22 protein-coding genes are annotated in these 24,282 nt (G+C 63.3%); 5 read left to right on the top strand and 17 right to left on the bottom strand.

Annotated elements, in window-relative coordinates; translation table 11 throughout:
* Positions 1-35: 35 nt before the first annotated feature.
* The 7 genes from AC6JA3_RS18175 to AC6JA3_RS18145 all read right to left on the bottom strand — a co-directional run bounded on the left by AC6JA3_RS18175 (position 36) and on the right by AC6JA3_RS18145 (position 7,784).
* Positions 36-1,031 carry a TAXI family TRAP transporter solute-binding subunit gene (locus AC6JA3_RS18175; RefSeq protein WP_026541876.1) on the bottom strand — a complete coding sequence of 332 codons (996 nt, stop codon included), beginning with the start codon at positions 1,029-1,031 and terminating at the stop codon, positions 36-38.
* A complete protein-coding gene (locus AC6JA3_RS18170) occupies positions 1,024-2,439 on the bottom strand; it encodes a sensor histidine kinase (protein WP_347781906.1) in 1,416 nt (471 codons plus the stop codon). The genes AC6JA3_RS18175 and AC6JA3_RS18170 overlap by 8 nt, the downstream gene beginning before the upstream one ends.
* Positions 2,436-3,098, bottom strand: coding sequence for a response regulator transcription factor (locus tag AC6JA3_RS18165; protein WP_026541878.1), 663 nt, complete (start codon positions 3,096-3,098; stop codon positions 2,436-2,438). The genes AC6JA3_RS18170 and AC6JA3_RS18165 overlap by 4 nt, the downstream gene beginning before the upstream one ends.
* Before the next feature lie 153 nt (positions 3,099-3,251).
* The gene (locus tag AC6JA3_RS18160; RefSeq protein WP_026541879.1) at positions 3,252-4,646 is read right to left on the bottom strand and encodes an MFS transporter; all 1,395 of its coding nucleotides are present in this window, start codon (positions 4,644-4,646) and stop codon (positions 3,252-3,254) included.
* A gap of 870 nt (positions 4,647-5,516) precedes the next feature.
* Positions 5,517-5,972, bottom strand: coding sequence for a hypothetical protein (locus AC6JA3_RS18155; protein ID WP_026541880.1), 456 nt, complete (start codon positions 5,970-5,972; stop codon positions 5,517-5,519).
* A gap of 238 nt (positions 5,973-6,210) precedes the next feature.
* Positions 6,211-7,125 carry a TIGR01777 family oxidoreductase gene (locus tag AC6JA3_RS18150; protein WP_026541881.1) on the bottom strand — a complete coding sequence of 305 codons (915 nt, stop codon included), beginning with the start codon at positions 7,123-7,125 and terminating at the stop codon, positions 6,211-6,213.
* Positions 7,122-7,784: a TetR/AcrR family transcriptional regulator gene (locus AC6JA3_RS18145; RefSeq protein ID WP_026541882.1), complete on the bottom strand. Its 663-nt coding sequence runs from the start codon at positions 7,782-7,784 to the stop codon at positions 7,122-7,124. The genes AC6JA3_RS18150 and AC6JA3_RS18145 overlap by 4 nt, the downstream gene beginning before the upstream one ends.
* A 376-nt stretch (positions 7,785-8,160) precedes the next feature.
* On the opposite strand from AC6JA3_RS18145, the gene AC6JA3_RS18140 reads away from it, so the two are divergent.
* Positions 8,161-8,871 carry a queuosine precursor transporter gene (locus AC6JA3_RS18140; RefSeq protein ID WP_026541883.1) on the top strand — a complete coding sequence of 237 codons (711 nt, stop codon included), beginning with the start codon at positions 8,161-8,163 and terminating at the stop codon, positions 8,869-8,871.
* Positions 8,872-9,039: 168 nt separating this feature from the next.
* On the opposite strand, the gene AC6JA3_RS18135 is transcribed toward AC6JA3_RS18140, so the two are convergent.
* The 6 genes from AC6JA3_RS18135 to AC6JA3_RS18110 form a co-directional block, all read right to left on the bottom strand.
* A complete protein-coding gene (locus AC6JA3_RS18135) occupies positions 9,040-9,969 on the bottom strand; it encodes a type IV toxin-antitoxin system AbiEi family antitoxin domain-containing protein (RefSeq protein ID WP_026541884.1) in 930 nt (309 codons plus the stop codon).
* Positions 9,970-10,136: 167 nt separating this feature from the next.
* The gene (gene tgt, locus AC6JA3_RS18130; protein ID WP_202900180.1) at positions 10,137-11,408 is read right to left on the bottom strand and encodes a tRNA guanosine(34) transglycosylase Tgt; all 1,272 of its coding nucleotides are present in this window, start codon (positions 11,406-11,408) and stop codon (positions 10,137-10,139) included.
* Between the two features lie 167 nt (positions 11,409-11,575).
* Positions 11,576-12,286: an SRPBCC family protein gene (locus tag AC6JA3_RS18125; protein ID WP_026541886.1), complete on the bottom strand. Its 711-nt coding sequence runs from the start codon at positions 12,284-12,286 to the stop codon at positions 11,576-11,578.
* A 72-nt stretch (positions 12,287-12,358) separates the two neighbouring features.
* Positions 12,359-13,483, bottom strand: coding sequence for a DUF6707 family protein (locus tag AC6JA3_RS18120; RefSeq protein WP_026541887.1), 1,125 nt, complete (start codon positions 13,481-13,483; stop codon positions 12,359-12,361).
* Positions 13,484-13,556: 73 nt separating this feature from the next.
* Complete coding sequence (locus AC6JA3_RS18115) at positions 13,557-14,096, bottom strand: NUDIX hydrolase family protein (RefSeq protein ID WP_026541888.1); 540 nt, start codon at positions 14,094-14,096, stop codon at positions 13,557-13,559.
* Between the two features lie 132 nt (positions 14,097-14,228).
* Positions 14,229-14,945 (bottom strand): hypothetical protein, encoded by a 717-nt coding sequence (locus tag AC6JA3_RS18110; RefSeq protein WP_026541889.1) that lies wholly within the window; start codon positions 14,943-14,945, stop codon positions 14,229-14,231.
* A gap of 85 nt (positions 14,946-15,030) precedes the next feature.
* Here AC6JA3_RS18110 and AC6JA3_RS18105 point away from each other — a divergent pair, with 85 nt between their 5' ends.
* Positions 15,031-15,624 (top strand): YdeI/OmpD-associated family protein, encoded by a 594-nt coding sequence (locus tag AC6JA3_RS18105; RefSeq protein WP_026541890.1) that lies wholly within the window; start codon positions 15,031-15,033, stop codon positions 15,622-15,624.
* On the opposite strand, the gene AC6JA3_RS18100 is transcribed toward AC6JA3_RS18105, so the two are convergent.
* Positions 15,621-16,808, bottom strand: coding sequence for a glycoside hydrolase family 76 protein (locus AC6JA3_RS18100; RefSeq protein WP_035761045.1), 1,188 nt, complete (start codon positions 16,806-16,808; stop codon positions 15,621-15,623). The two genes, AC6JA3_RS18105 and AC6JA3_RS18100, sit on opposite strands and share 4 nt — an antisense overlap.
* Positions 16,809-16,903: 95 nt before the next feature.
* On the opposite strand from AC6JA3_RS18100, the gene AC6JA3_RS18095 reads away from it, so the two are divergent.
* Positions 16,904-17,695, top strand: a complete 792-nt coding sequence (locus AC6JA3_RS18095; RefSeq protein ID WP_026541892.1) for an SDR family NAD(P)-dependent oxidoreductase — start codon at positions 16,904-16,906, stop codon at positions 17,693-17,695.
* Positions 17,692-19,020, top strand: coding sequence for an acyl-CoA dehydrogenase family protein (locus AC6JA3_RS18090; protein ID WP_497920438.1), 1,329 nt, complete (start codon positions 17,692-17,694; stop codon positions 19,018-19,020). The genes AC6JA3_RS18095 and AC6JA3_RS18090 overlap by 4 nt, the downstream gene beginning before the upstream one ends.
* Before the next feature lie 26 nt (positions 19,021-19,046).
* Here the strand turns inward: AC6JA3_RS18090 and AC6JA3_RS18085 are convergent, their stop codons facing one another.
* The 3 genes from AC6JA3_RS18085 to AC6JA3_RS18075 form a co-directional block, all read right to left on the bottom strand.
* Positions 19,047-19,874 (bottom strand): DUF1684 domain-containing protein, encoded by an 828-nt coding sequence (locus tag AC6JA3_RS18085; protein ID WP_026541894.1) that lies wholly within the window; start codon positions 19,872-19,874, stop codon positions 19,047-19,049.
* A 352-nt stretch (positions 19,875-20,226) separates the two neighbouring features.
* The gene (locus AC6JA3_RS18080) at positions 20,227-21,597 is read right to left on the bottom strand and encodes an Ig-like domain-containing protein (protein WP_035761046.1); all 1,371 of its coding nucleotides are present in this window, start codon (positions 21,595-21,597) and stop codon (positions 20,227-20,229) included.
* A gap of 103 nt (positions 21,598-21,700) precedes the next feature.
* A complete protein-coding gene (locus AC6JA3_RS18075) occupies positions 21,701-22,468 on the bottom strand; it encodes a hypothetical protein (RefSeq protein WP_026541896.1) in 768 nt (255 codons plus the stop codon).
* 149 nt (positions 22,469-22,617) lie between these two features.
* Here AC6JA3_RS18075 and AC6JA3_RS18070 point away from each other — a divergent pair, with 149 nt between their 5' ends.
* Positions 22,618-24,195: a sigma-70 family RNA polymerase sigma factor gene (locus AC6JA3_RS18070; protein WP_026541897.1), complete on the top strand. Its 1,578-nt coding sequence runs from the start codon at positions 22,618-22,620 to the stop codon at positions 24,193-24,195.
* Positions 24,196-24,282: the final 87 nt, after the last annotated feature.

The following is a 24,282-nucleotide window of genomic DNA, read 5'->3' as shown; positions in this document are numbered from 1 at the left end:
CGGGCTGGTCCGCTAACTGTGCAGCGCCCGGTACGCTAACCGTGCAGCGCCCGGTACGCGGCCTGCGCTGCCGGATGCAAGGGCACGCCGGCGGTGTTGATCAAGGTTTCCGGGCTAAGGAACTGAACGCCTGTGCTGGATTTCGGAACCAGGTCCTGTGCTTGTTCCACCAGGAGTTCCACGGTCTGCCGGACAACGTGATCGGCCAGGTCCTTGCGGCACAGGAGCAGGTTGGCCACCCCGACGGTCCACACAGCGGGAGCGGTTCCGTAGCTGCCGGCGGGGATGAGGACACGGTCGTAGAAGAACCCCGAATTGCCCCGGGTCGCGGGAATGAGCTCGGAAAGGTCCAGGAGCCGCACTCCAAAATCCTGCGCCGCGGCGGCTATGGGGGCAGTGGGAACACCCCCGGACTGGATCATCACATCGATGGAACGGTCCTTCAGCGACGCCAGGGCATGGTTCAAACCGAGGTTGACCTGCTGCATGGCGCGGCCCGGGTCGGACAGTCCGGCCGCGGCGATGATTCGCCCGGCCGTCAGTGTGGTTCCCGAGCCCACTTCGCCGACGGCGGCAGTCTTCCCGGCGAGGTCGGCGAAAGTACGGATCCCGCTGTCCTCCCGGACGATGCAGTGGACATAGTTCTGATACACCTTTCCCAGCGCCACGAGCTGCCCGGCGTCAGTGCCGGCGGGGAAGGTTTGAGCGCGGGCTGTGTCCTGCGCGGCGGCGTCCGCGAGCGCGATCGCCAACGTGGCCTCACCGGAGAGGACCCTTTGGATGTTCTCCAAACTTCCGCCGGTGGTTTGCGCCACGGCCCTGTCAGCCACCCCTTCCCGCTGCAGCAGGTGGGCCAGGAGGGTGGCAAACTCCAGATAAAAGCCGCCCGATTCGCCACCGGCGACCGTGATTTCCTGTGGCCGGTCCTCCGTGGTGCAGCCGGCTGTTGCTGCGAGCAGGGCGCCACCGAGCCCCAGAGTGACGGCGGTTTTGAGGGCGTTCCGCCTCGATACTGCAGCTGGATCAGGCATGCGAACCGTCCCCCGGCCGCGCGAATTCCAGACGGGCCATCAAGCCGTGGGGACTTCGGGTTTCCAGGACCAGCCGCGCCCCGTTGGCTTCCGCCAACCGTTCCACGATGGTCATGCCCAGGCCGTTGCCTGGAATTTTGCTGTGCTGAGGAGCCCGCCAGAATCTGGTGGTGGAGGCAGCCAGTTGATCGGCTGGGAGGCCGGGACCGTCGTCGGAAATCTCGACGGCGGTGCCTCCTTGCGCCGGCCGGGTCGCCACGCTGATGCGGGCCCCGGGGGCGTACTTGATGGCGTTGGCGAGGAGTTCCCCGACCATGTGTGCGAGCTCGTCGGGATCGCAGACGATCTGGCTTTCGGGCGCAGGGCCTTCCAGGGTGAGCTCCGAACCGGCCCGAAGGGCAGCCGGCGCAGCCCTCTCCACTTCACCTTGCAGGACCGGGTAGGGATCGATGACGGACAGGCGTTTGTGCTCGGATTCAGGCGACTCACGGGCAGATCCTTCCGAGGCGCGGTGTTCGGCGGTAGCCAGCTTCAGCACGCCGTCGAGCATTTCCTCCACTCGCTCAAGTTCGGCCACGACGCCGGCCGCCGCTTCCTTCTCCGGCGCAGACCGCAGGGCGAGCTGCAGCAGGTCGACCCGGAGCCGGAGCGCACCCACCGGGTTCCGGAGCTGATGTGAAGTGTCAGCAATGAGCCGGCGCTGGGACTCCATGCTCTGGGTGACGGTCGCGGCCATGGCCGTGAAGGACCGGCTCAGCTCGCGAAGCTCGGGCGGGCCAGCCTCGGGCAGCTGACTGGTTTTGCCGGTGGCTTCGAGCTCATGGACTGCCTTGCCCAGCCGGTGGACCGGGCGCAAAACCCAAGCCGTGATACGCGCGGCGGCCAGCAGGAGCAGCGCCCCCAGCGCCACGGCAGCAAGCACGACGACGAGCCAACGCTCCCGTAGTTTCTGCCGGGCTGCATCGAGGTTGACTTCAAGAACTACCTCCCCGAGTACCTGGCTGGCTGTTCCGAACGACCTGGAGATGAAGTCGTTGCCGGTGCCGAAGGCGCGGACCGGATTCAGGGTGGTGTCACTGAGGTTCAGGCTGGCCCGGTTGAGCGCGTCCCTGACCTCGGGTTGGTCCTCGCTGAGGTCCCCTGACCGGAGGGTTTTCTCCTGGAGGCGGATCAGGAGTCCTTCACCATAAAGCTCGGAGTACCGGTCCATTTCCCGCTGGAGTTGGGTGGTGTTGTTGTCCTCGGCGGCGTCGCTGGCGAGCTGGGCGAAGCGGTTGAGGGCGGCCACCCGGTTGATTTGCAGCTCCTGGGTGAGTTCGCGGCCGGCAGATGTGAGGATCACGCTGGACACCGTTGCCACAATGATCACCACCAGCAGGCTCAGGATGCCAAGGACCCGGACTTTCACGGCTGTTCAACCCGGTAGCCGACGCCCCGGACGTTGATGATGAAGCCGGGAAGTTGGAGCTTGGACCTCAATCCTGTGAGGTGTACGTCCAAGGATCTGGAATGCGCCAGGAATGCGTCACCCCACAGTGCATCCAGGATTTGCTCACGGGTCACCACTGACCCTGCGTTCCTGACCAAGAGGCTGAGGAGGTCGAATTCGGTTGCGGTGAGGGCGAGCTCTTTGTTGCTGACTGATGCGACGCGGCGGTCGAGGTCCACTTCCAGTTCCCCGAGAACTATGGTGTGTGGAGCTTCGGGCCCCGAGCGGTTGCTGCGACGCGTCACTGCCTCGATTCGGGCGAGCAATTCCACCAGCTTCACGGGTTTGACCAGGTAGTCATCAGCCCCGGACCGCAGGCCCAGCACCACGCTGCGTTCGTCGTCGCGCGCGGTCAGGATCAGGATGGGGATCTGGGTGACCTGGCGGAGTTTGCGCAGCACATCCAAACCATCAAGGTCCGGGAGGCCAAGGTCCAGCAGGATCACCTCGTGCTGCCGGTGCGCCAGGAGTGCGTCCTCTCCCCGGGACACCCGTGTGTGTTTGTGCCCGGCCGAGGCTACGGCTGCGCTCAAGGCCGACGCCATGGCGTCATCATCCTCGACGATGAGCACGTGCACTGTCCTGGGTTCCTTTGGCTTGATGGTGTTGGTGCGGGGGTCGCTATGGGTGGTTCATGCGGGGTTCGCTACTAGAGCTTAACGTTGTGAGGCCCGCCCTGCGCCCTTCGGAGTAGCCAAAGTGTGCAGAACGGGCCTCGCAACGCACCCAAGTCAGGCGTCGACGCGATCCTTCGCGCCGCCGTCGTCCGCTGCGCCCTTCGCAACCCAGGCATGGCCCTGCTCAGTATCCAAATGCGTGGCCTTCTTGTTCTTCAGCGCGAAGATGTACACCAGCAGCGAGATGAAAATGGCCGCCGTGACATACGTGAAGAACATGTCCACCTGGCCCGACTTCTGCAGAGCTGCGCCGATCAGCGGGACCGTGCCGCCGAACAGCGAGTTGGCAATCGCGTAGCCGAGCCCCACGCCAAGCGCACGGATGGATGCCGGGAACAGTTCAGCCTTCACCAACGCATTGATGGACGTGTAACCACCAACCATCAGGAGCCCACCCATCATCAGCAGGAAAGCGATGAAGGGATCCTTGGTGCCGGCCAGCGTGGAGAGCAGCGGCCAAGTGAACAGCACCCCGGTCACACCAAACCAGACCAGGAGCGGCTTCCGGCCGATCTTGTCAGAGAGCATGCCGTACACAGGCTGCAGCAGCATGAAGATGAACAGCGCCCAGAAGTTGATGACGGAAGTGTCGGTCTTGGCGATGCCCGAAGTATCGTTCATGAACTTCAGGATGAAGTTGGTGTACGTGTAGAACGCCACCGTGCCGCCCAAAGTGATGCCGATGCAGATGAGCAGCGGCTTCCAGTGCTTGGTGAACAGCAGCTTCAAGGTGCCTGGCTGTGCCTCGCCCTCAACCTTGACGTGTGCAGCACGGAGCTGATCTGCGGACAGGGTCTCTTCCATTGAGCGGCGCAGCCAAAGAACAACCAGCGCAGCGACGCCGCCAATGGCGAACGGAATCCGCCAACCCCATGCAGTGAGGTCTTCCTTGTTCATGGTGTTCTGCAGGATCACCAGCACCAAGAGGGCAAGCATTTGCCCGCCGATCAACGTGACGTACTGGAAACTGGAGAAGAAACCACGCCGCTTGGCCGTCGCGGCCTCGGACATGTAGGTGGCACTCGTGCCGTATTCACCGCCCACGGAGAAGCCCTGCACACAGCGGATGAACACCAGCAGGATCAAGGCCCACAAGCCGATCACGTCCTGCGTCGGCAAGACGGCGATGGCGAACGAGCCCGCCGACATCATGGTCACACTCAGCGTCAGCGCAGCTTTGCGGCCCTTCCGATCGGCGTAACGGCCGAAGAACCAGCTTCCGATGGGACGCATGAGGAACGACGTCGAAAAGACAGCCATCGCCTCAAGCCCGGCCTGGAGATCGTCCGAGGAGTTGAAGAAGTGTGACTGGAAATACGCCGCGAAAACGGTATAGACGTAAAGGTCGAACCACTCCACGAGGTTGCCCGCGGAGCCCTTGAGGATGTTGCTCACGGCCTTGCGTGTCTGGGCGGCTTCGCTCAGGGGCGCAGCTTGTTGGGTGCTCATCAATGAACCTTCCTGGACGGCAGCGTTTTGCCGCGGCCGTGTCTTGCATGAGTTCGTTCTGTCCATGAAGCGGGTGCTCATGGCGTCCTTGCGCATGGCTCTTCGTCGACTAAGAAAGGTCCTCCAAGGTGAAAGAGGACATGTTCCAAACTATGGGTGATGCACGGCACAGCCCTAGCCTGGAAGGGATTTCCTAACACTTCCTTAGGTTTTCGGCTGGGGTGGGGGCGGTTTCGGAGTTGGCGTTCGAGCCGTCGTTGCGTCCGGACCGGGCTTCGTCTGACCGGGCTTCGTCTGACCGGGCTTGCGTCTGGACGGGGCTTGCGTCTGGCCGGGCTTGCGTCTGGACGGGCTTGCGTCTGGACGGGCTTGCGTCTGGACCGGGCTTGCGTCTGGACGGGCTTGCGTCTGGACGGGCTTGCGTCTGGAAGGCTCGACGGCGGTGGTCGGCCAGCGGCCTGTCGTCACCGCCGCCCCGTGGTCGCTTTGCCGACGCTCGCTCACATCCCCGGTGTTGGGATCGATCGCTCTCTCACATCCCCCCGGTTTGGGTGCGTCGCTCCTTCACATCCCCTTGGTTTGGGTGCGTCGCTCCTTCACATCCCCCGGTGTTGGGGTGCGTCGCTCTTTCGCATCCCCTTGGTTTGGGTGCGTCGCTCCTTCACATCCCCGGTGTTGGGGTGCGTCGCTCTTTCGCATCCCCTTGGTTTGGGTGCGTCGCTCTTTCACATCCCCGGTGTTGGGGTGCGTCGCTCTTTCGCATCCCCTTGGTTGGGGTGCGTCGCTCTTTCGTATCCCCTTGGTTGGGGTGCGTCGCTCTCTCAGGTCCCCGCGCTGGGGATCCACAGGTTTCGATGAGTCAAAGGCGAACTACACGATAAGCGTGGACGCTTCGTTGATGCGCACGAGCTTCCACGCGGCGAGGCGGCCAACACCGGCTGCCAGAGCAATTGACGACGAGAAGAGAATCGCACCAGTCGATGAAAGTCCCCCAAAAGGGACGCACATGAGCAAGGCTCCGCCGAAAAACACGGAAACGTGAACCCACTGATTCCGGACAGGACGCAGGACCACGCCGAGAAGGGCCCCTACCGCCGCGCCGATTGCCCAGGCCGGGAGCAGGCTGTAAACGAAGAAAATAATGGCCCATCCCGGTGCTTGGATTCCCCAAAATACGCAAAAGGTGACGTGCGCTATGGCGATTCCCGTGGCCAGCCCCTTGCCGCCGAGTACTACCCGGTCCCTGGACGCGTACCGCCACCCGGCCGCGGTGTGTGGCCTCGCAAGCCCGTACTCGTCCTCGTCGGTCCATGGTTCCTGGTTCATAAGTACCTCCAAGTGAGGGGAGAGGGGATCGGCTGAGGCGCCGATCATATGAGAGACGGTTTGGCTAAAGGCTCGATTAGCAGACCGATGGTTGTCCGTTGATGTGGACGAGCTTCCAGATGCCAGGCGGTCGGTACCGGCTGCGAGCGCGATGGAGATCGGCAGTCCCCGAGGATGTGCGAGAGGGTTGGGGCTGGAGGGGTAATCATGTGCGAGAGGGTTTGGGCTGGAGGGGTGGTCATCTGCGAGAGGGTCTCGGCTGCCGATGCCCGATCTGGTTGAGGGCACCGGCCAGGGTTGGGTATTCAAACGCGAAGCCGGCGTCGAGCAACTTCCGAGGCTCCACCCAGCGGCTCTTCAGCACCAGCTCGGTCTGGGTCCGGATGAGGACGGCTCCGGCCTCGAGCAGCCAGGCGGGCGTCGGAATTCCAAAAGGTACGCCCAAACTCCTCCGGACCAGCGACATCAATTCGCGGTTGTCCACGGGGTAAGGCGTCGCCGCGTTCACAGGACCGGACAGCTCGGCGTGATCGTGAACGAACAGCACCACGCGGTACAAGTCCTCCACATGGATCCAGCTGAACTTCTGCGTGCCGGGCCCCATATGCCCACCCAGACCCAACCGCGCAAGGTTGTGGAGGGGTTCCATGACGCCCCCGGCTCCCAACACAATGGCAATTCGAAGCGGCACTTTCCTTGTACGGGGAACACCGGCCGCCGCCAACTCGTCCTCCCATGCGCGGGCCACGTCGACGGAGAACCCAGTACCCAACTCGCCCGAAGCCTCAGACTGCGGCTGGTCTTCAGCATGCCGGTAGATTGTGCCCGTACTCGAGTTGATCCATGTCCGGGGAGGTTCGGCACACGCAGCAACCGCCCGGCCCAACGCACGTGTCGTCAAAACCCGGGAGTCCAGAATCTCCCTCCGGTGCCGCTCGTCGTAACGGCAATTCACGGATCGTCCGGCGAGGTTCACCAGCAGTTCGACGCCGTTCAGCACCTTGGCGATAGCGCCGTCGTCGTCCCATTGTGCGTCAGCCGAGGCGTCCCGCCCAACCGTCCTGACATGCCAACCGTCAGCAATAAACCGCCGCGTGAAGTAGCTGCCAATGAACCCGCTAGCACCGGCGATCACCACAGTCCGCGGCATCACGAGTCTTCCTTGACGCTGCGCACGAGCCCCAGAACGTCGTCGAAGACTTTGCTGACTCCGGGGATTTTCGCCAGGGACAAGCCCCGAGCCAGAAGGGGAGCCGCGCCATCGATCAGCTTTCGCGTGCGGCGCTGCCCTTGGGAGCGGTCGTAGACCCAGAACAGTGCGACGCCCATGTACGCCAGCCACAACAATTCGGGCAGATCCCCTCGCAGCTTCTTCGCGACGGCGGGCGAGGAACCTTCGACGGCGGACCGGAAGATCGCGAGCGAGGCCTCGCGGGCGGCGGTGGAAGCCTCGCCGAACGGGTTGACGGGCGACGTCGGCCGGATCGCCGTCGCGATGAAATCGGCACCGAACTGGTGGTAGGGCGCCATGACGTCGATGCCGGTGTGCAGCACTGCTTTCAGGCGGCCCCCGAGGTCGTGAACGCCTTCCAGTGCCTGTGCTGCAACGACTGCGTGCTCATCCTGTACCTGGAGGTAGAGCTCCTGGACGAGCTCATCTTTCGAGCCGAAGTAGTAATAGGCGTTCCCCACGGACACCCCGGCCTCCTGCGCGATGGCACGCATGGTGGTCTTTTCGAAGCCGATCTCACGGAACATCTTCAGCGCGACGTCGGCTACCAGTTGGCGGGTTTGCTCACTCTTTGCTGCCATGGAGTCGCTCCTCAGGAAGTTTTTGAACGTGTTCAAGTTTGAGTATGCCACATTTCTGAACGTGTTCAAAAGGTGATGTGAGTGAGCGTTGGGGGGATGCCCGGGGGAGGTGGATGAGGGTTGGTGGGGAAGCCCGGGGGAGGTGGATGAGGGTTGGTGGGGATGCCCGGGGGATGTGAGTGAGCGTTGGGGGGGATGCCCGGGGGAGGTGAGTGAGGGTGGGTGGGGATGCCCGGGGGATGTGAGTGAGCGCTGGCTGAAGGAGTGGGAGAATGGAACCGGTGCCGGGCCGGATGCCCCACCAACCACAGTGCTAATACAGCGGGGCGCCCTTTCGGAAAGGAGCCTGCGCGAACCACTAAGAAATGGATGACCCATGCCCTCGCCCTCAGGCTCCAGTACTTTGAGCAAGCCCGCGCCGCGCTTCGCTTCGATCGGCTCCCCGTATTTCGGCATCATGCTGGCCATCATGGCCGTGGTGCTGATCCTGTCCAACATCGGCGCTTCCAAAGGGGTGGTTCTCGGACCGATCATCACCGATGGCGGGTTCTTCCTGTTCCCGATCGCGTACATCCTGGGCGATGTGATGAGCGAGGTTTATGGCTTCAAAGTTGCGCGCAAGGCCATCATTACCTCGTTCGCACTCTCGGTGTTTGCCTCCCTCTGCTACTGGATCATCATTGTGCTCCCCGGCTTCAGCGACGAGTACGGCACAAGCAAGCAGGCCGCCATCGAAGGTGCGCTTGGACCCGTACCGCAGATCGTTCTCGCCTCGCTGCTGGCCTTCCTTGCCGGACAGACCATCAACTCCTGGATCCTGGTGAGGATGAAGGCCCGCACCGGTGAAAAGAGCCTGTGGGCACGACTCATGGGCTCCTCCGTGGTGGGCGAATTGGTGGACACCCTGATCTTCTGCAGCATCGCGGCGTCGGTCATCGGCATCACGGACTTCGGCTCATTCCTGAATTACGCCCTGGCTGGTTTCGTCTACAAGACGGCCGTGGAGTTCCTGTTCGTACCCGTTACCGTGCTGGTGGTCGGCTGGATCAAGAAGCGCGAGCCGAGCTACGGGGCAGCGGCAGCCTAGGCTTGGGCTGGCCCGGCGCTGAGTTCACCGGAAGACGCCCAGGACGCGGGAGCTGTACGAGATCGCCGGAAAAGCCCGGCGACCTCGCGCGGCTCCCGCGTGTTCGCGCAGTCCGGCGTTCTCGAAAACCAGTGAGACGCAGGACTCTCGAAGGACGCCCGGCTCCTGTCACCTACGGAGGGCCTTCAGAACCCGCGCTTTGAACTCCTGCTCCTGAAAAAGGTCGCGCCATTCGACGCGGATGAAGGACCATCCGTCCTCAACAAGTGCCTTTTCCCGGCGTCGTTCCTCAAAGATCACGCGGTCCGTGCGTTCGTACCTGAAATACTTGACCTCACCGTCGAACTCAAGGGCAACCTTTTCCTTTTTCCATGCGAAGTCCATCCGGTGGCGGCCAATCCTGCTTTGCACCTCCACCTGAGCCGCGGGCATGGGCAATTTGAGGCGGGCAAGCAGTTCGCGGGTCAAAGTCTCCCCAGGGGATTCGGACAGGGGGTCAGCATTAGCCAAGCACCTCTGCAGGGTTCGGACTCCTCGGCGTCCGGACAAGGAATTCGCGTGGGCGTGCATGAGATGCTTGTCCGCTCCGAGCCGCAGTGCGTGGTCCATGATGATCAACGCTTGCCTATAGTTCAGGGTCCTGGCACAGTCCACGGTGGTTCGTTCCAGATCGGTGACCTTTAGGTACTCCACTGTGGTGATCTGCGAGGGAGTCAATCGCAGCTTGTGTCCGCGAACATCCTTGCCGAGTCGCTCGCTGGATGGGTTGGACGGAAGCGCGACGTGGATGGTTTGATCCACGTTCCAAAGAAACAGCCCGTGCAGCCTGGCCGCGGACGTGTGGCTGTAGACGTAGCCACCGTTGGACGTGGTTAACGTTCCGTGTGCATGCGCGTGGATCAGTTGCTTTCCCCGGACGTCGTCCGGCTGCTTGTCCCACGCCGCGCGACGTATATAGCACCCTTGCCGCACACGGAGGAGGTCACCTTGCCGCACCAGTGCGCCGATTGCGCGTGAACTGAGTCCCAGTTCATTGAGCTGCTGGGTGCGCCAGAGCGTTCCCAGCTGTGGGAGGGCGGTAGCTTGTTTCTGACTCATCTACCCAGCCTCGGTCACGCGCACAGCCGAAAGTAGCCCCCGCCGTCGTTATGTGGACAACGCGCGAGATCGCCGGACCTTTACCGGGGACGCCGGGCCTGTGCGGGATAGCCGGACAGGCCCGGCGATCCCGTTCACCTCCGGCGATCTCGGCGCGCCTGGACGTGCTAGGAGTAGTACCGCCCCAAGGTCTCGGCCTTGAACTCGAAGAAATCCCCGGATTCGATGGCCAAGCGGGCGTCGTCCACCATCTTCACCACGAAGCGCTCGTTGTGGATGGAGATCAGGGTTGCCGAGAGCATTTCCTTGGCCTTGAACAGGTGGTGGATGTAGGCCCGCGAATAGTTCAGGCAGGTGTAGCAGTCGCAGCCGTCCTGCAGGGGGCCGAAATCGGTCTTGTACTTGGCCCCGGACAAGTTGAACCGGCCAAACGGCGTGTAGAACGCAGAGTTCCGCGCCACCCGTGTGGGGGAGACACAGTCAAAGGTGTCGGCGCCGTTCTCGATGGCCGTGAAGATGTCATCCGGTTCGGAGATACCCAGCAGGTGGCGCGGCTTGTTTTCGGGCAGTTCCTCGTTGCACCAGCGCACAATCGTGCCAAGGTTTTCCTTCTCCAACGCCCCGCCGATCCCGTACCCGTCAAACGGCATGGCCCCCAGATCCTGGCAGGCCTTGCGCCGCAGGTCCTCGTACTGGGCGCCCTGGATCACGCCGAACAAAGCCTGGTATGGCTTGCCCGCACGGGATGACGTCAACGCAGCGTGCTCTTCCAGGCAGCGCAAGGCCCAGAGCCGCGTGCGCTCGAGGGATTCCTCCTGGTACGCCCGCGAGTTCTGCAGCGTGGTGAGCTCATCGAAGGCGAACATGATGTCCGCTCCGATCTGGTGCTGGACCTGCATGGAAATCTCGGGGGAGAAACGGTGCCTGTCCCCGTTCAGGTGGGATTTGAACCAGACGCCGTCGTCGTCGATGTGGGCGAGCCGTTCCTTGCCGGGCGCCACTGCGTCGTCGGGCCCGGAAGAATCCACGTTCTTCATGTCAATCACTTTTTTGAACCCGGAGCCAAGGCTCATGACCTGGAATCCACCGGAGTCGGTGAAGGTGGGGCCCGACCAGTTCATGAACGCACCGAGTCCGCCGGCGGCGTCGAGGATTTCAGGTCCCGGCTGCAAGTAGAGGTGGTAGGCGTTGGCAAGGACAGCCTGTGCACCGAGTTCGGCAATGGACTCCGGGAGCACGGCTTTGACGGTCGCTTTGGTCCCGACGGCAATGAAGGCGGGCGTCTTGATGGTCCCGTGCGGGGTGGTGATGGTGCCGGTGCGGCCAAGGAAAGCGCCGCCGTTGGCGTCCACTTGGGCGTCCGACGGCGAACACGTTTCCGTCAGGCGCTTGCCCACCGAGAACGAGAACTCCGATTGCCGGGCAGCCAAGCCAGGCAAGCCAGACGGTCCCGCCAAGCCAGCCAAGCCAGGCGAGCCAGGCGAGCCAGCCAAGTCAGGCAAGGCCGGGGTCGTGGAAGATGCAGAAGCAGAAGCGGAGGCAGGAACGGAAGCTGGCACGGTATCAAGTGTGCCAGCTTTACCGGGAGCAGCCTGTCGAAAAAGCCCTAAGCCCCGGAGTTCGCGGCCTTCCAGTTGTCCCACGATGACCGGATGTCAGCCAAGGTGTGCGCCCCCAAACCGTACGTGGAGGCAATCACCATGGATCCGCCGTCGGGCCTCTTTTCCGGAATCGGCAACTGCTCCGCGACGATCAAGAGTCCGTCGCCGTGCTCCGCGTAGCTGTGGACGGTGAGGCCCACCTGGTGCCGGCTCTTGAACCAAACCTTGCCGGATATCTTCTCTCCGGTGGCAAGCGTGAGCGAGTACTCCTCCCCAACGGGCGGCAAATCGCCCATGCCGAGTTTTTCAATGGCCGGCCCGCCTTTGCCTGGAACGGAGATGAAGTGGGTCCGGCGCTGCCCGTGGGGATGCCGTTCCAAGGCAAAGCGGAGCTGATGCAGGAACGTGAGCCACCCCTGGGTGATGTCTTCGTCCCACTCAGCCCATTCGGAATCGTGGTCCAGGGCGGCCCTGGTGATCTTCACTTCCGTGCCGCCGGAAACGGGGTGGAGTTCGAAGACATCCCCGCCGTTGACGGTCAGGCTGGTGTGATCCGGCCCTTCCACGACATCGGTGTTGAAGTAGATCTGTTTGATTTCGTCGGTGAGGTCATCAGCTTCCCAGCCGTGCCATTGAGCCACCAGCGACGGTTCGCGCAGCATTGTCCAAACCTGCTGCGCGTCGGCATTAATTACAACGCTCAGATTGTTCGTCATGGCCCCGAATCTACCGCCGTTCGTGTCCACAAAACAGGCCTTGATCTTCCTGGATAAACCGGGCAGGGGAAGTCAGGCGCGGACCGATTCGAGTTCGTTGCCGATCCGACGGGCCAACTCTTCCTCACCGATGGTCTTGGATCCACCGTGCGCGCGGAGGAACATGAGTGCTTCGAGCCTGAGGAACCGCCATTCACGCTCGGCTTCGTGGTTGCCGTTATCGATCGCGCGGAAGATTTCTTTGTCATAGAGATTGGGTTCGTTCAGTGAGCGCTGCCTGACCCGGGCGTTGATCCTGGCCTTGAAGGGATCTTCCTCCTGGGATTCGGGGGCCCGCAGCAGTTTCTCGTAAACGGCTGCACGATCGCTTTGGCCCGCTTCGCGGCAGATGAAACTGGACAGCGCCAGAGCACGTTCAATTGATGCCCATCGGTCCAGGTTGCCGTCGAAAGGAAGGACGTTCAGCAGATCGGCAACGGCCAGCGCATGGTCCGGGTCCCGCAGCACGATGCAGAGGTCGAACGCCAGGTTGCTGAGGTCCCGGAGGCAGCTTCCGGACTTGGTGTTGATGCCCTTCGTCAGGCGGTCAGCGAGGACCTGCACACCGTTTTTGCCCTTGTGGTTGGCGGCCGCGGCACTCACCACGGCCTCCGGAGTGCCCTCCGGTTCAGGGATCAGGGCAAGTTCTTCGGGGCTGGGTCCGGTGTACGACGGTGGCGTTTCCGGGCGTGGAGGCACGACGACGGCGGGTCCGGCCTGGGTGTCTTCGTCGCGCCCTGCGGAGGTGCTGGAGTCCGGGGTGCTTGCGTCGGCGGTGTTGGAGCCGGCGACGTCGGAGTCGGCGGTGCTCGAGTCGACGGTGCTTGCGTCGGCGGTGCTTGAGCCTGCGGTGCTTGAGCCTGCGGTGCTTGAGCCTGCGGTGCTCGAGCCTGCGGCGTCGGAGCCGTCCGGGTCCAGTGCAGGGCCAACCCCTGCTCCGTCACCCACGGGCACACTGGACCCAACAGCGATCCGCACCGTGCCGCCGTCGACCATTGTCACCAACAGCATTGCGGCAACGCCGTAGTCGTCGTCCTGCACCTCGATGCCGGCGATTTCAGCGGCTGGCCCGTCCCCTGGCGGGTAGAGAAAATCTCCGGGCCGCAGGTCCCCAGCCTGCTTCTCTCTGTACTGCTGTGTGGCTGGGCTGTGAGTCATCGGAAGTCCTTTGGTTCTCTTGGGGTCCGCCGTCCAGTCTACAAAGACCAGCCGGCGCGGGGGCCGGGACCCGCTAGAGAACGATGCCCGAGAAAGCCAACGCCTGGCGCACGAGGTTCCCGCGGCCGCCGTCGAATTCCTGCTGGACGTTCTCGCCCAACACTTCCTGCGGCGTCATCCAGGTCAGTTCCAGGGCGTCCTGGCGCGGCTCGCATTCGCCGGTTACGGGGATGATGTAGGCAAGCGAAACAGCGTGCTGGCGGTCATCGGTGAAGCCTGTCTGCGACGGGGCCGGGAAGTACTCGGCCACCGTGAAGGGAACGGGGCTGATGGGCAACTGCGGAAATGCGAGGGGGCCGAGGTCCTTTTCCATGTGGCGCAGGAGGGCGGCACGGATGGTCTCGCGGTAGAGGACGCGGCCGGAGACGAGGTAGCGGACCATGTTTCCGTCGGCGTCGCCCTGGAGAAGCGTGCCAACCTCGTTCACATAACCGAGCGGATCCAACCTGACCGGAACAGCCTCCACGTAGACCATGGGGAGTCGGCCGCGGGCTTCGAAGAGGTCTTCATCTGAAAGCCAGCCTGGATACGGGTCGGGTGTACGTACGCTCATGGTTAAGTTCTACCCCATCCCCCGCCGAACTTCCTTGGAGGCGTCGCCGTAGCTGCGGGGTTACGCTCTCGGCGGTATTGGAGGGCCGGAATGGACGCGGGCGGTTCCCTGGATGCTATGCGCGCAAGGATTCTACGCCGCCGGTGCCTGCCGGAGTGGTTCGATCACAATCGACGCCGGCGCAGCGCCACCTGAGGCATCCGGGTTGGCGACGTACAGGACGTCGTCGCTGATCCTGGCCTCGATGTTCGCTTCGCTGAGCCGGCGCAGCAGCGGTTCCAGGCCGCCGTCGTACTCAAAAGCGAGGTCGCCATGGGTGCTGGCTGCACCGTGGATGATCCTCAGGATCCCGCCGTTCTTGGTAGTGAAGGTGGCTGATTCATCGTCCTCCGAACGGGGCCGGGCTCCGATGTTACGCAGGTCGTTCGCTGCCAGGCCAACCAGGGGGCTGACCCAGGTGGCTACCACTGTCAGGGCGGAGTTGGCGTCGGCGGAGGTTGCCCACGTGCCATCTACTGCACGGCTGGCGGGGAAGGCGAAAAACCCGAATCCGTCCTCGGCAGAGATCTGCACCGTGGGCCCGTCCGGGGTTTCCTGGACCTCTGCCTGGGTGCCGGCTTCCTCGGTGCGGCGCGCGAACTCCTCCAGGTTCCCCACCTCCACCCCGAAGATCGTGGAGCCATCCAACGGGTGTCCGTGCTCTACGGCCCCCACCGCGAGGCGACCCGAACCGGCGTCGAACTCCCACCAGCCGGCGTCATCCACAGTCTTGACCAAACCCAGTGCTTGGAGGAGCGCGACCCAGAGCTCGGGGCGGGACGTGTAGTGGGTGGGGCGGGATCGCAGCATGGGTCCTCCTGGAGTGGGCGGTCAGTTCCCAGCCTATGCCGCGTGGCCTTGTCGGGGGCGGGCTCTTTCGCAGCAGAATGGACCCATGCCCCTTGAGCTCCCGGAACTCCTTGTCAAAGACGGCGCCGCGTGGCGCGAATGGCTTTCAGCGCACGCCGCCGAGAGCCCCGGGGTGTGGCTGATCCTGCACAAGAAGGGCGGCAGCATCACCGAATTGGATTACGACGCCGCCCTGGATGAGGCCCTGTGCTTCGGCTGGATCGATGGCCAGTCGAAAAGCCGCGACGACCAAAGCTACATGCAGCGGATGACCCCGCGGGGCCGCAAAAGCATCTGGTCGGCCCGGAACGTGGGGCACATTGCCCGGCTGGAATCCGAGGGCAAGATGACCGACGCCGGACGCGCCGCCGTCGCCGCTGCCAAGGCCGATGGCCGCTGGGAAGCTGCCTACGCCGGACCTGCCGACGCCGTTGTTCCGGAGGACCTCGCCGCAGCCATCGCCGCCGTGCCCGAAGCCCAGGCGATGTTCGACGTCCTGACCTCCCAGAACCGCTTCGCCCTGATCCACCGCACCAACGGCGTGAAGCGGGCAGAAACCCGGGCCCGCAAGATCGCAGGGTTCGTGGAGATGCTGGCCAGGCACGAAACGCCGTACCCCCAGAAGAAACGTCCGGCCTAGCCCGTCGCAGCCGGCGTGAGGGTAGCTGCTGCTTCGAACGTCATCCACGCCTGAAGCTGGGTGGAAAGTTCGACGGCGGCACCCGGCGGATACGTTTCGGCCGCCGGCCGAAGGGGGTCGGGAGAGAAAAGAACCGCCGGTTCTCCGTCGCCGTCTTTGGTGCCGCGCAGTTCAGGAGCTTCGCGGCGGCCCGACCAGAAACCGGCGGCCGTTGCGTGCACCAGCTCCCGGGCAGTGTCCCGGGCCGTTGCGGGCAATCGCTGATCCCGCGCTGCAACTGCCAGATAGCGGACCAGGACGCCGGTGAACAGTCCACCGTCGCCGGTCCCGTCTCCACGGATGACGCGCGTGCCGGGAACTGTCAGCTCTCGGGACACTGCCTGCACCAGCTGGGCGGCGCGCTCCAGGTTCTCCCGACCGCCGAGTTCCAGCAAGGCACCAAGAACCGGGCCCTGGTTGTAGGTGTACACGGCTTCCTCGAGGACGGTTTCACCCCGGCGGATCCGGAGGCCATCCATGTAGACCCCCCGTTGGGGGTTCAAGAGCCTGCTGTTGAGCCAGTTCACCAGCGACTGGGCCCGTTCGCTGCGGCCGGTCCGCGCAAAGTAGAGCGCCACGGGAGCTGTAGCCGGGGTGTTCTTGAAGTCCCGTGCGGTGCTCCAGAAAGTTCCTCCGCCGAGGTCGTCCGTAGAGGCGGAATCGAACTGCAACGTCAGCCTCTTGCGGACGTAGGCATTGCGTCGACGGCCCGGGTTCCTGGTTTCCTCGGCCAGCTTCTCCAACCGCAACGTCGAGAGCGCCAGCCAGGCCATGTCGTCGTAAAAGTGGTTCTCGAACCTCAACAGGTTCCGCAGCCGGATGGTGGTGACCAGCCGCGAAGCCAGCCGGCCCGCGCTGGGGCGGGAGGCGCCGTCGAACTTTGTTGCCGCAGCCAGCTCGCGGCGGCCGGCGTCCACCAGGCAGTCAACATAGTGTGCCTGCCACCAGTAATGCCAAGGACCGGCGATTTGGCGGAGGGGTTTGGTGGGGAGGGTGACCGCCCCGATGTGCGTTCCGGGGAGGAAACACAGGCGCCGGCCGAAGGTCCGCGTGACTGAACGGGCGGCTTGGTTGGCGCGCGATGCCCACTCGCCCGGTTCTATGGAGGGGAGCGGCTGGTCGGCAGGATAAGCGTCGGCTGGCATGGCCCCAGCCTATCGAGGGTGCGCTGGCTCACAATTCCAGTTAACATGCATTAACGGATTTTGGCTCTGCATCAAGTCTGCATCAAGGAGGATGGATGGACATCAAGGGTACGGTCGCGCTGGTTACGGGTGGGGCCTCAGGGCTGGGAGCCGCCACCGCAAAGCGGTTGTTCGACGCCGGTGCGTCGGTAGTGCTGGTCGATCTGCCGCAATCAGCGGGTGAGACCTACGCGGCAGAACTGAATGCCTCCGGCGCCGATGCCCGCGCCGTTTTTGTCCCCGCCGACGTCACCAATGAACAACAAGTCCAGGCCGCCGTCGTCGCTGCCGCAGCCCTTGGACCGCTGAGGATCGTGGTCAACTGCGCCGGAATCGCCACCCCCGGCAAGGTCTTGGGACGCGACGGCGTACTGCCCCTGGAAACGTTCAACAAAGTCATCCAGATCAACCTGGTGGGAACTTTCAACGTGATCCGGCTCGCCGCCGCAGCCATGGTCGAAACCGAGCCGGTAGCCACTGAACTGGGCGGGCCCGAGCGGGGCGTCATCATCAATACCGCCTCGGTTGCCGCCTTCGAAGGCCAGATCGGACAGCCTGCCTATGCTGCCTCCAAAGGTGCGGTGGCTGCGATGACCCTGCCGCTGGCACGCGAATTCGCGCGTTCGCTCATCAGGGTGGCCACTATCGCGCCAGGGATTTTTGAAACACCCATGATGGCCGGACTTCCGCAGGCTGCGCAGGACTCCCTGGGCCAACAGGTCCCACACCCCGCGAGGCTGGGCCGTGCAGGCGAATACGCCCAATTGGCCGCCCACATCGTGGAGAACGCCATGCTCAACGGTGAAACAATCCGGCTGGACGGCGCCATCCGCATGGGTCTCAAATGATGGGCGACTACAGCGGCGACACGTCTGCCGGGAGCGCCGGGGCCCCTGCCGGGGGCAATATCAGGGGCGCCGGTGGCACTGCCGGGAGCGCCGGTGGCGTGTCTCCTTCCTCGGTGGCAGACCTGCCCACCGCCGACTTCTTCGACTTCGAGTCCTTGCTCAGCGTCCAGGAACAGCGGAAACTCAACGAACTTCGGGCTTTCCTGGCTTCTGAGATCGCACCCTACGCCGGGCAATGGTGGGAGAAGGCCGAGTTCCCGGAACACATCCTGCCCAAGCTCGCAGCGCTTCGGCTCAGCGCGCCGGCACAGCGAGGCTACACCCATCTGTTCGCCGGCCTGGTCATCGCCGAAATGACCCGGGTAGATACCTCGATTGCCACGTTCTTCATGGTCCATCACGATCTTTTCGTGGAGTCGCTCTACGACTTTGGCAGCGACTCACAACAGGACCGCTACCTCGACGACGCCTCCAACCTGCGCACCACCGGCGCCTTCGCGCTCACCGAACCCAACCACGGGTCCGACGTCGCAGGTGGCATGGAGACCACGGCCCGGAGGATCCGCCAGGCAACTTCCGACGGCGGCGACTACTGGGTGCTCAACGGTGCCAAGCGCTGGATAGGCAACGGGACGTTTTGCGACTACATGCTGGTGTGGGCCAAAGACGAGGCCGACGGAGCCGTACGCGCATTCATTGTGGACGCAACCTTGCCGGGGATCACCCGGAGCCGCATCGAGAACAAAATCGCATTGCGGACCGTGCAGAACGCTGACATTCGCTTTGTTGACGTGCAGGTCGCCGAGGCTGACCGCTTTGCCGGGATCAGCAGCTTCTCCGACACCAACCACCTGCTGCGCGGCTCCCGGATCATGGTTGCCTGGCAAGCAGTAGGCCAACAACTGGCCGCGTTCGACGTCGCCCGGCAGTACGCCGTCGAACGCATGCAGTTCGGAAAGCCGCTCGCCAAGTTCCAACTCATCCAACAACACTTGGTGGACATGCTGGGCAACGCGGTAGCCAGCATGGGAATGATGGTCAGGATCGCCCAGCTTCAGGAAGACATCTCCACGGACGCGCAAGGCGTTCGCCACGGCGGGGCAGACATGGCCCAAGTGGCTCTCGCCAAGGCCTACTGCAGCGCCCGGACGCGGGAGAGCGTGGCTTTGGGCCGGTCCATTCTGGGTGGGAACGGAATCGTCACCGACTACCGGATCGCCAAGATCTTTGCCGACGCCGAAGCCATCTACACCTACGAGGGCTCCTACGAGATCAACTCGCTGATTGTGGGCAGGGCAGTAACCGGGGTTTCAGCGATCACCTAGGGTCCGGGCGGCCATGGTCGGGTTCTTCACTCTTGGGGAAGTTTCTCGCCGGCTTCCACCCGTACATCAATTGAATTGCCCCGCACCGGCATAGGGCACGTCCCGTACGGAGTGAAGGCGCTGGGGTAGTTGATGCTGCGGTTGAAATCGATCACCACCGAGCCATCGGGGCGGGGCTTCGGAATGAAGACCTTTCGCCACTCGTCCGTCGTTTGGCCATTGGTCTCATCGTGGAAGGTCACGTTGAGGGCACCCAGTTTCTCTTCCTCCGCATGGAGCCGGACTTCATGGGGGACACCCGGGACCCGGAAAACCACTTCACCCACGGAGCGGTGGACCCCGTCCACCAAAGGGTTGGCAGTGCCGATGGGAACATCCCGGGGCTCGTCATACGCTTCGAAACGTCCCTGAATGACCCAATCCGGGTTGTAGTCGTAGCTGGGAACACCTTTGAACTCCGTCAGCACGGGAGAGCTGTTGTCACGGGTTCGGATGGCGTACTTGTCCGCACGCATGGCGAGTTCAACCACCACTTGCTTGCCGTCGGCGCCACCATACTGAACCCACATCAATGACTCTTCGTCCTCAAGAGCTGCGCTGATGGTCCCTTCGACAGGCTCTCCTGTGGCCACGAACGTTAAGCCGTCCGCTGCGCTCGCCGACAGAAAGGCGGTAGTTCCGTCGGTAGACCAAAGACCGGGCGCGAGTTCTACTTCGCTCGGGTCCGGCTCCAGCCACTGGAACGAGGTCAAGGTCAGCCAGCCATGCCCGGAAGCCAGCGCCGAGTGCCGGCCCGCACGGAACCGCTCCCAACGGGCAAGCTGGGCATCGGTTGCTGTGGTGGGCGAGCTCATGGGTCTCCTCGGACTGGTCTTGATGTCACATCGCGTGCTGCACTTCCCTCAACTATGGGCCGGGCGTGGACATTCCCTGAATTTGAGCCGGGGCCATGGCGTGGCGGGGTGGACGCTGGAGTGGAACGGCCCTGGAGTGGAACGGCTGCGGAGTGGAACGGCGCAGGAGTGGAACCGCGCTGAAGTGGAACGGTCCTGAAGTGGAACGGCGGTGGAGTGGAACGGCCCGCGCTGGCCCCCAACTCATGCCAGCGCGGGCCGAGACTAAGAAATCGACTGATGGGCGGACAACTTGTGCCCAGCCCATCAGTCGATACAGCCCTTAGTGGGCCTTGTTAGTGCACCTTCGGCGTTAGTGCGACCTACGGCCGGACCAACGTGATCCCGCGAAGGCGAGCAAAGATCCAAGGGCCAAGAGGGCGGCCGCGATAAAGACGAATGCCGTTCCCTCCGCTCCCGTGTTTGCCAGCGGCTCCTCAGGCTCAGGCGTGGCAGGTGCCGATGGGGCTTCCGTCGGCACCACAGCGATGGGTTCGGTGGTGCTCGAGCTAGGTAAGGGCGTTGCAGTACCCGTGGGGGTTGCCGTGGTGGTGCTTGGGCTCGGGGTTGGGCTCGGGCTGACTGTTGCTGTGGGCGTCGAGGTAGGCGTGGCCGTCGCGGTTGCCGTGGGGGTGGTGGTGCTTGGGCTCGGGGTAGGCGTGGGCGTCGCGGTTGCCGTGGGGGTGGTGGTGCTTGGGGTTGGTGTGGGGGTGGGCGTCGGGCTGCCGTCGCCTGTACCGCTTCCGCTGCTCCGCCGGGTTTGGGCGCCCACAGGTGTTTCCTGGCCCGAGATCGTGACAATTCCGCTGTTCTCGTAGACATCCAATGCCGGATCGGTCACGCGCGTCACTACGTACAGCTCCACGTGAAGACCTTCGGGAAGGCCGGTCCAGCTCGCAGTAAGCTTTTGCGGAGTGCAGTCGAGGGTAGCCGGGTACTTTTCGTTGGCGTAAGGCTCGGTGATGTTCCCGTCGTCGTTCAACACGCGCCCAACGCGCGGTGTTACCTGGCTGCAGTCGATCTCCATACCTGCGGACGGGGTATCGATGACCACCACGTCATTGGTCTTCGCGGACATGGGCGGCATGTAGAAGACCGACTCAAGAACCGTCTGGGCGGGATCAACCCACCACATCGCCTTGCCTGCCTCTGTCGGGACGGAGGGGCCGCAATCCGACGTGCAGGGCTGGACAACCACTGGAACGCGCAGCACTGAGGAACCTACGGTAAAGCTCAGTTCTTCAACCCCGCCGTCGCCTGGATCAACCGAATACTGGGTACTGAAGGAACACGTTCCCCCAACATTGAGTGGCTGTTCTGCCACGAAGTCGGTCAGGGTGAACACCACCAGGCCGGAGTCGTTTGCGGTGGCGGTGGCCACCGTTTCGCCGTCGGGATTCTGCAGATCAAATGACGTGACCCCAAACCAGCGCAGTTGCGTCGGCAGCTGGAGGCTGAAAGTATCACCTGGCTGGGAATTGTCCGGCACGGACCATTCACATGTCAGATCCACTTGGTCCCATTGACTGGAAACCACTGATTCCGTCGTCAAGGTGATTTCCGCATCCGTCAGCTCTGCAGCATTGGCGGGCAAAGCGGACATGCCCAGCCCCAGGACGGCCATGACAACCGCCAGAACGGCGGCTATCAATGACGCGGTTTTTAGATGGATCTGATTTTTCATGTGCTGGATGGTCCTTAAAATCCGTGGTGAGATGCTCCGTCAATAGATGAGTGGGGGGCCTCGCCGGTTCGTGACGGTGTCACGTAAAACCGGCTTCTTTTGTTCAGCAAGCCGAGTCCTGTGCCGATGTTGCCGTGGCGGAAGCCGCCGCTGCAGCTGCCGAAGACAGCGGGTAGAACCGAAGCCTTGCAGGACCCATGGCGCCATCCCCTAAAGCTTCCAGGGCGGCCTTGCACTCCACCAACCTGCAAAGGTTGCTTTCGCTGAAGGGAAAGAGCACATGCACGGCCGAGTTTTGGTACATGGCCATCGCTCCAGTGCCGTGCAGTTGGCCTTTGACGGCTTCTCCCAAGCGGGCCAGCAGAGTCCAGCAATGGCTCCGGCTGTCACGTGGCCCGGCAAGGGAGATGATGGCCAAGGCATGGGCACCCCTGCAGTCCGGTCCTGTCCCCATGGACGACACTTCGTGGATGCGTCGCTGAAAATGCGCCTGGGTGGCCAGCCCTGTGTACACATCCGTGCAGGAGATCGACGGCGCCATTTCTGCAACTTCTGCCCAGCCTTCCGCCAGCGATTGCAGGGCATCGATGTCCAATGCTCTTTCCGCAGCGGAGAACAATGCCCGGAAATCGGTCATCGTTTCGCTGATGCTCACGCCATTCCTGGCGCGGGCTGCGCCGAGCGACTTGGCAGCAGGGGCCGGAACGGTTGCGCTGGATGCGAGCGAAGTGACGACGCTCCGGACCTCGGGCAGGAACCAGTCGGCGCGGAACCGCCAACCTGTTTGGTAACTGGTGGTCTGCCATCTACGCAGCAAAAGGTGCCGCGAGAACGTACACTCTGCGAATGATTTTGTCCGGAACGATGTCATATCCGAAGAGTGTGCAGAAAAGCCGTTTCGTGACGAAGCAGAGAGCACAATTCGTTGCTAAAGACAGTGTATAAATCGCGTCACGTCTTGCCGTCTACCCCCACTCAATACATATGGGCAGGATTATTAACGGGTTGGGGGCGCCTTAGATGGCACGAAGGTCACAAACGGGCAGCCAGATGGATGTCGACGTCGACAGCGACGGACACCTCATCGGGTTGGTCCGTGCCGGCGAGTTGTCCGCATTCGACGGGCTTTATGAGCGGCATATATCCATTGCCTCCACGGTAGCCAAGCGCAACGTTGACAATCCCAGCGATGCCGAGGACGTTGTTGCGGAGGCATTCCAAGCCGTGCTCCAAAGCCTGGTGGCCGGCAAGGGGCCGGATACCTTTTTCCGGGCCTACTTGCTCTCCACCGTGACCAGGCTGTCGCACCAAAGGAATCGAAAGGCCGGCAGGGTCCTCCCAAGCAGCGACGAATCCGTCCTGGACCAAATGTTGCCAAACTCCGATTCTGCAGTCAGCGCCTTTGAATCACACACAGTGGCAAAAGCCTTCCGGGCCCTGCCGGAACGGTGGCAGGCCGTGCTGTGGTACCTGGACGTTGAGCGCATGAAGCCCGCGGCGGTCGCACCGATTCTTGGGCTCTCCGCCAACGCAGTTTCCGCACTGGCACTTCGCGCGCGTGAGGGGTTGAGGCGGCACTACCTCCAGTTCCACATTGCCGACCAGCCTGATGACGGCTGCGCCGCATTCGTCACCAAGCTGGGAAACTTCCTCCGGGGCGGGCTCTCCACAGCGACGGAGCGCAAAGTCCGCGAACACTTGAATGGTTGCTCCAAGTGCACAGCAGCCCTTGCGGAGCTCAAGGACGTTGAGAACAGCATGAGGGTGGTCCTTCTTCCCCTGGTGACGGGCATACCGGCTGCTGCCTGGGCCGTCCATGGGGGCGGACTCGGCGTCCTCGGGGGAATGGCGCCAACAAAAGCGGTGTTTGCCGTTCCTGCCTTGGCCAAACCCGCCGTCATGGCCATCATTGCTGCGGCGGGGGTGGGGCTGGCGCTGGGAGCCGTGGGCATAGTGGATCAACTGACCCCTGATGCCTATATGGAAGAGCGTGCCGTTGAAACAGGCGCCCCGGCACTGGAGAAGGTCCCGGTGCCGGCTACCCCATCGCCGTCCACAACAAGCACATCGGAGCCAGCCCCTTCGGCCTTGGTTCCGCCCCTGCCGCTCGAAACCATGGCACCAGTGCCGCAACCGGAGCCGCCAACGGAGCCAGTCGCGCCGCTTGTTCCGGATCCGCTGCCGACGCCCACGTCCACTCCAACCACGCCGGCGCCCACACCCTCGGAGGTGCCGTCGGCGCCCGGACCGGCAAAGGTTTCCGGTACTGCCAGGCGCACTGATGAAGGCTACTTCCGCGGTGTGGCCATGGAAATAGACTTCAAGGCCTCAGGCTCCGGGCCCCTTGGGGCGGGCACGGCGGTCTTTTCCGTCGGCAGGGACTCTCGGATCGTGGAGGATTCCATCAAAGCGCCGGACGGATGGTCCTGTTCCATGGCGGGCGGCGCTGAAGTCACATGCACAACGGATTCAGTCCAGCGCAGCGATCTGCACTTCCATGTCACTGTGCAATCCAGGCGCCACCAGACCGACGGTGTACTGACATACTCCCTGAGCGGGAGCGGGCTGGCCAAGGGGGAGTTTGACTACCGCTACTAATCGGGTTGGGCGTGCGGCGTCACGAATTTTCTTCCCTACCCACTACTTCTACGGCGGTCTTCGGAGATTGAAACCGTGCTGATTCGA

Source organism: Arthrobacter sp. TmtSoilC79 (genome assembly GCF_059739405.1).
The sequence above is the reverse complement of the archived record's forward strand: the minus strand, read 5'-3'. Positions and strand labels throughout refer to the sequence as shown.

What these genes read in the sequence shown, in the direction of transcription:
- AC6JA3_RS18175 (WP_026541876.1), bottom strand. Translation starts at nt 1,031, where the DNA reads ATGCCTGATCCAGCTGCAGTATCGAGGCGGAACGCCCTCAAAACCGCC.
- AC6JA3_RS18160 (WP_026541879.1), bottom strand. Translation starts at nt 4,646, where the DNA reads ATGAGCACCCAACAAGCTGCGCCCCTGAGCGAAGCCGCCCAGACACGC.
- AC6JA3_RS18155 (WP_026541880.1), bottom strand. Translation starts at nt 5,972, where the DNA reads ATGAACCAGGAACCATGGACCGACGAGGACGAGTACGGGCTTGCGAGG.
- AC6JA3_RS18145 (WP_026541882.1), bottom strand. Translation starts at nt 7,784, where the DNA reads ATGGCAGCAAAGAGTGAGCAAACCCGCCAACTGGTAGCCGACGTCGCG.
- AC6JA3_RS18140 (WP_026541883.1), top strand. Translation starts at nt 8,161, where the DNA reads ATGCCCTCGCCCTCAGGCTCCAGTACTTTGAGCAAGCCCGCGCCGCGC.
- AC6JA3_RS18135 (WP_026541884.1), bottom strand. Translation starts at nt 9,969, where the DNA reads ATGAGTCAGAAACAAGCTACCGCCCTCCCACAGCTGGGAACGCTCTGG.
- AC6JA3_RS18125 (WP_026541886.1), bottom strand. Translation starts at nt 12,286, where the DNA reads ATGACGAACAATCTGAGCGTTGTAATTAATGCCGACGCGCAGCAGGTT.
- AC6JA3_RS18120 (WP_026541887.1), bottom strand. Translation starts at nt 13,483, where the DNA reads ATGACTCACAGCCCAGCCACACAGCAGTACAGAGAGAAGCAGGCTGGG.
- AC6JA3_RS18115 (WP_026541888.1), bottom strand. Translation starts at nt 14,096, where the DNA reads ATGAGCGTACGTACACCCGACCCGTATCCAGGCTGGCTTTCAGATGAA.
- AC6JA3_RS18110 (WP_026541889.1), bottom strand. Translation starts at nt 14,945, where the DNA reads ATGCTGCGATCCCGCCCCACCCACTACACGTCCCGCCCCGAGCTCTGG.
- AC6JA3_RS18105 (WP_026541890.1), top strand. Translation starts at nt 15,031, where the DNA reads ATGCCCCTTGAGCTCCCGGAACTCCTTGTCAAAGACGGCGCCGCGTGG.
- AC6JA3_RS18100 (WP_035761045.1), bottom strand. Translation starts at nt 16,808, where the DNA reads ATGCCAGCCGACGCTTATCCTGCCGACCAGCCGCTCCCCTCCATAGAA.
- AC6JA3_RS18095 (WP_026541892.1), top strand. Translation starts at nt 16,904, where the DNA reads ATGGACATCAAGGGTACGGTCGCGCTGGTTACGGGTGGGGCCTCAGGG.
- AC6JA3_RS18090 (WP_497920438.1), top strand. Translation starts at nt 17,692, where the DNA reads ATGATGGGCGACTACAGCGGCGACACGTCTGCCGGGAGCGCCGGGGCC.
- AC6JA3_RS18085 (WP_026541894.1), bottom strand. Translation starts at nt 19,874, where the DNA reads ATGAGCTCGCCCACCACAGCAACCGATGCCCAGCTTGCCCGTTGGGAG.
- AC6JA3_RS18080 (WP_035761046.1), bottom strand. Translation starts at nt 21,597, where the DNA reads ATGAAAAATCAGATCCATCTAAAAACCGCGTCATTGATAGCCGCCGTT.
- AC6JA3_RS18075 (WP_026541896.1), bottom strand. Translation starts at nt 22,468, where the DNA reads ATGACATCGTTCCGGACAAAATCATTCGCAGAGTGTACGTTCTCGCGG.
- AC6JA3_RS18070 (WP_026541897.1), top strand. Translation starts at nt 22,618, where the DNA reads ATGGCACGAAGGTCACAAACGGGCAGCCAGATGGATGTCGACGTCGAC.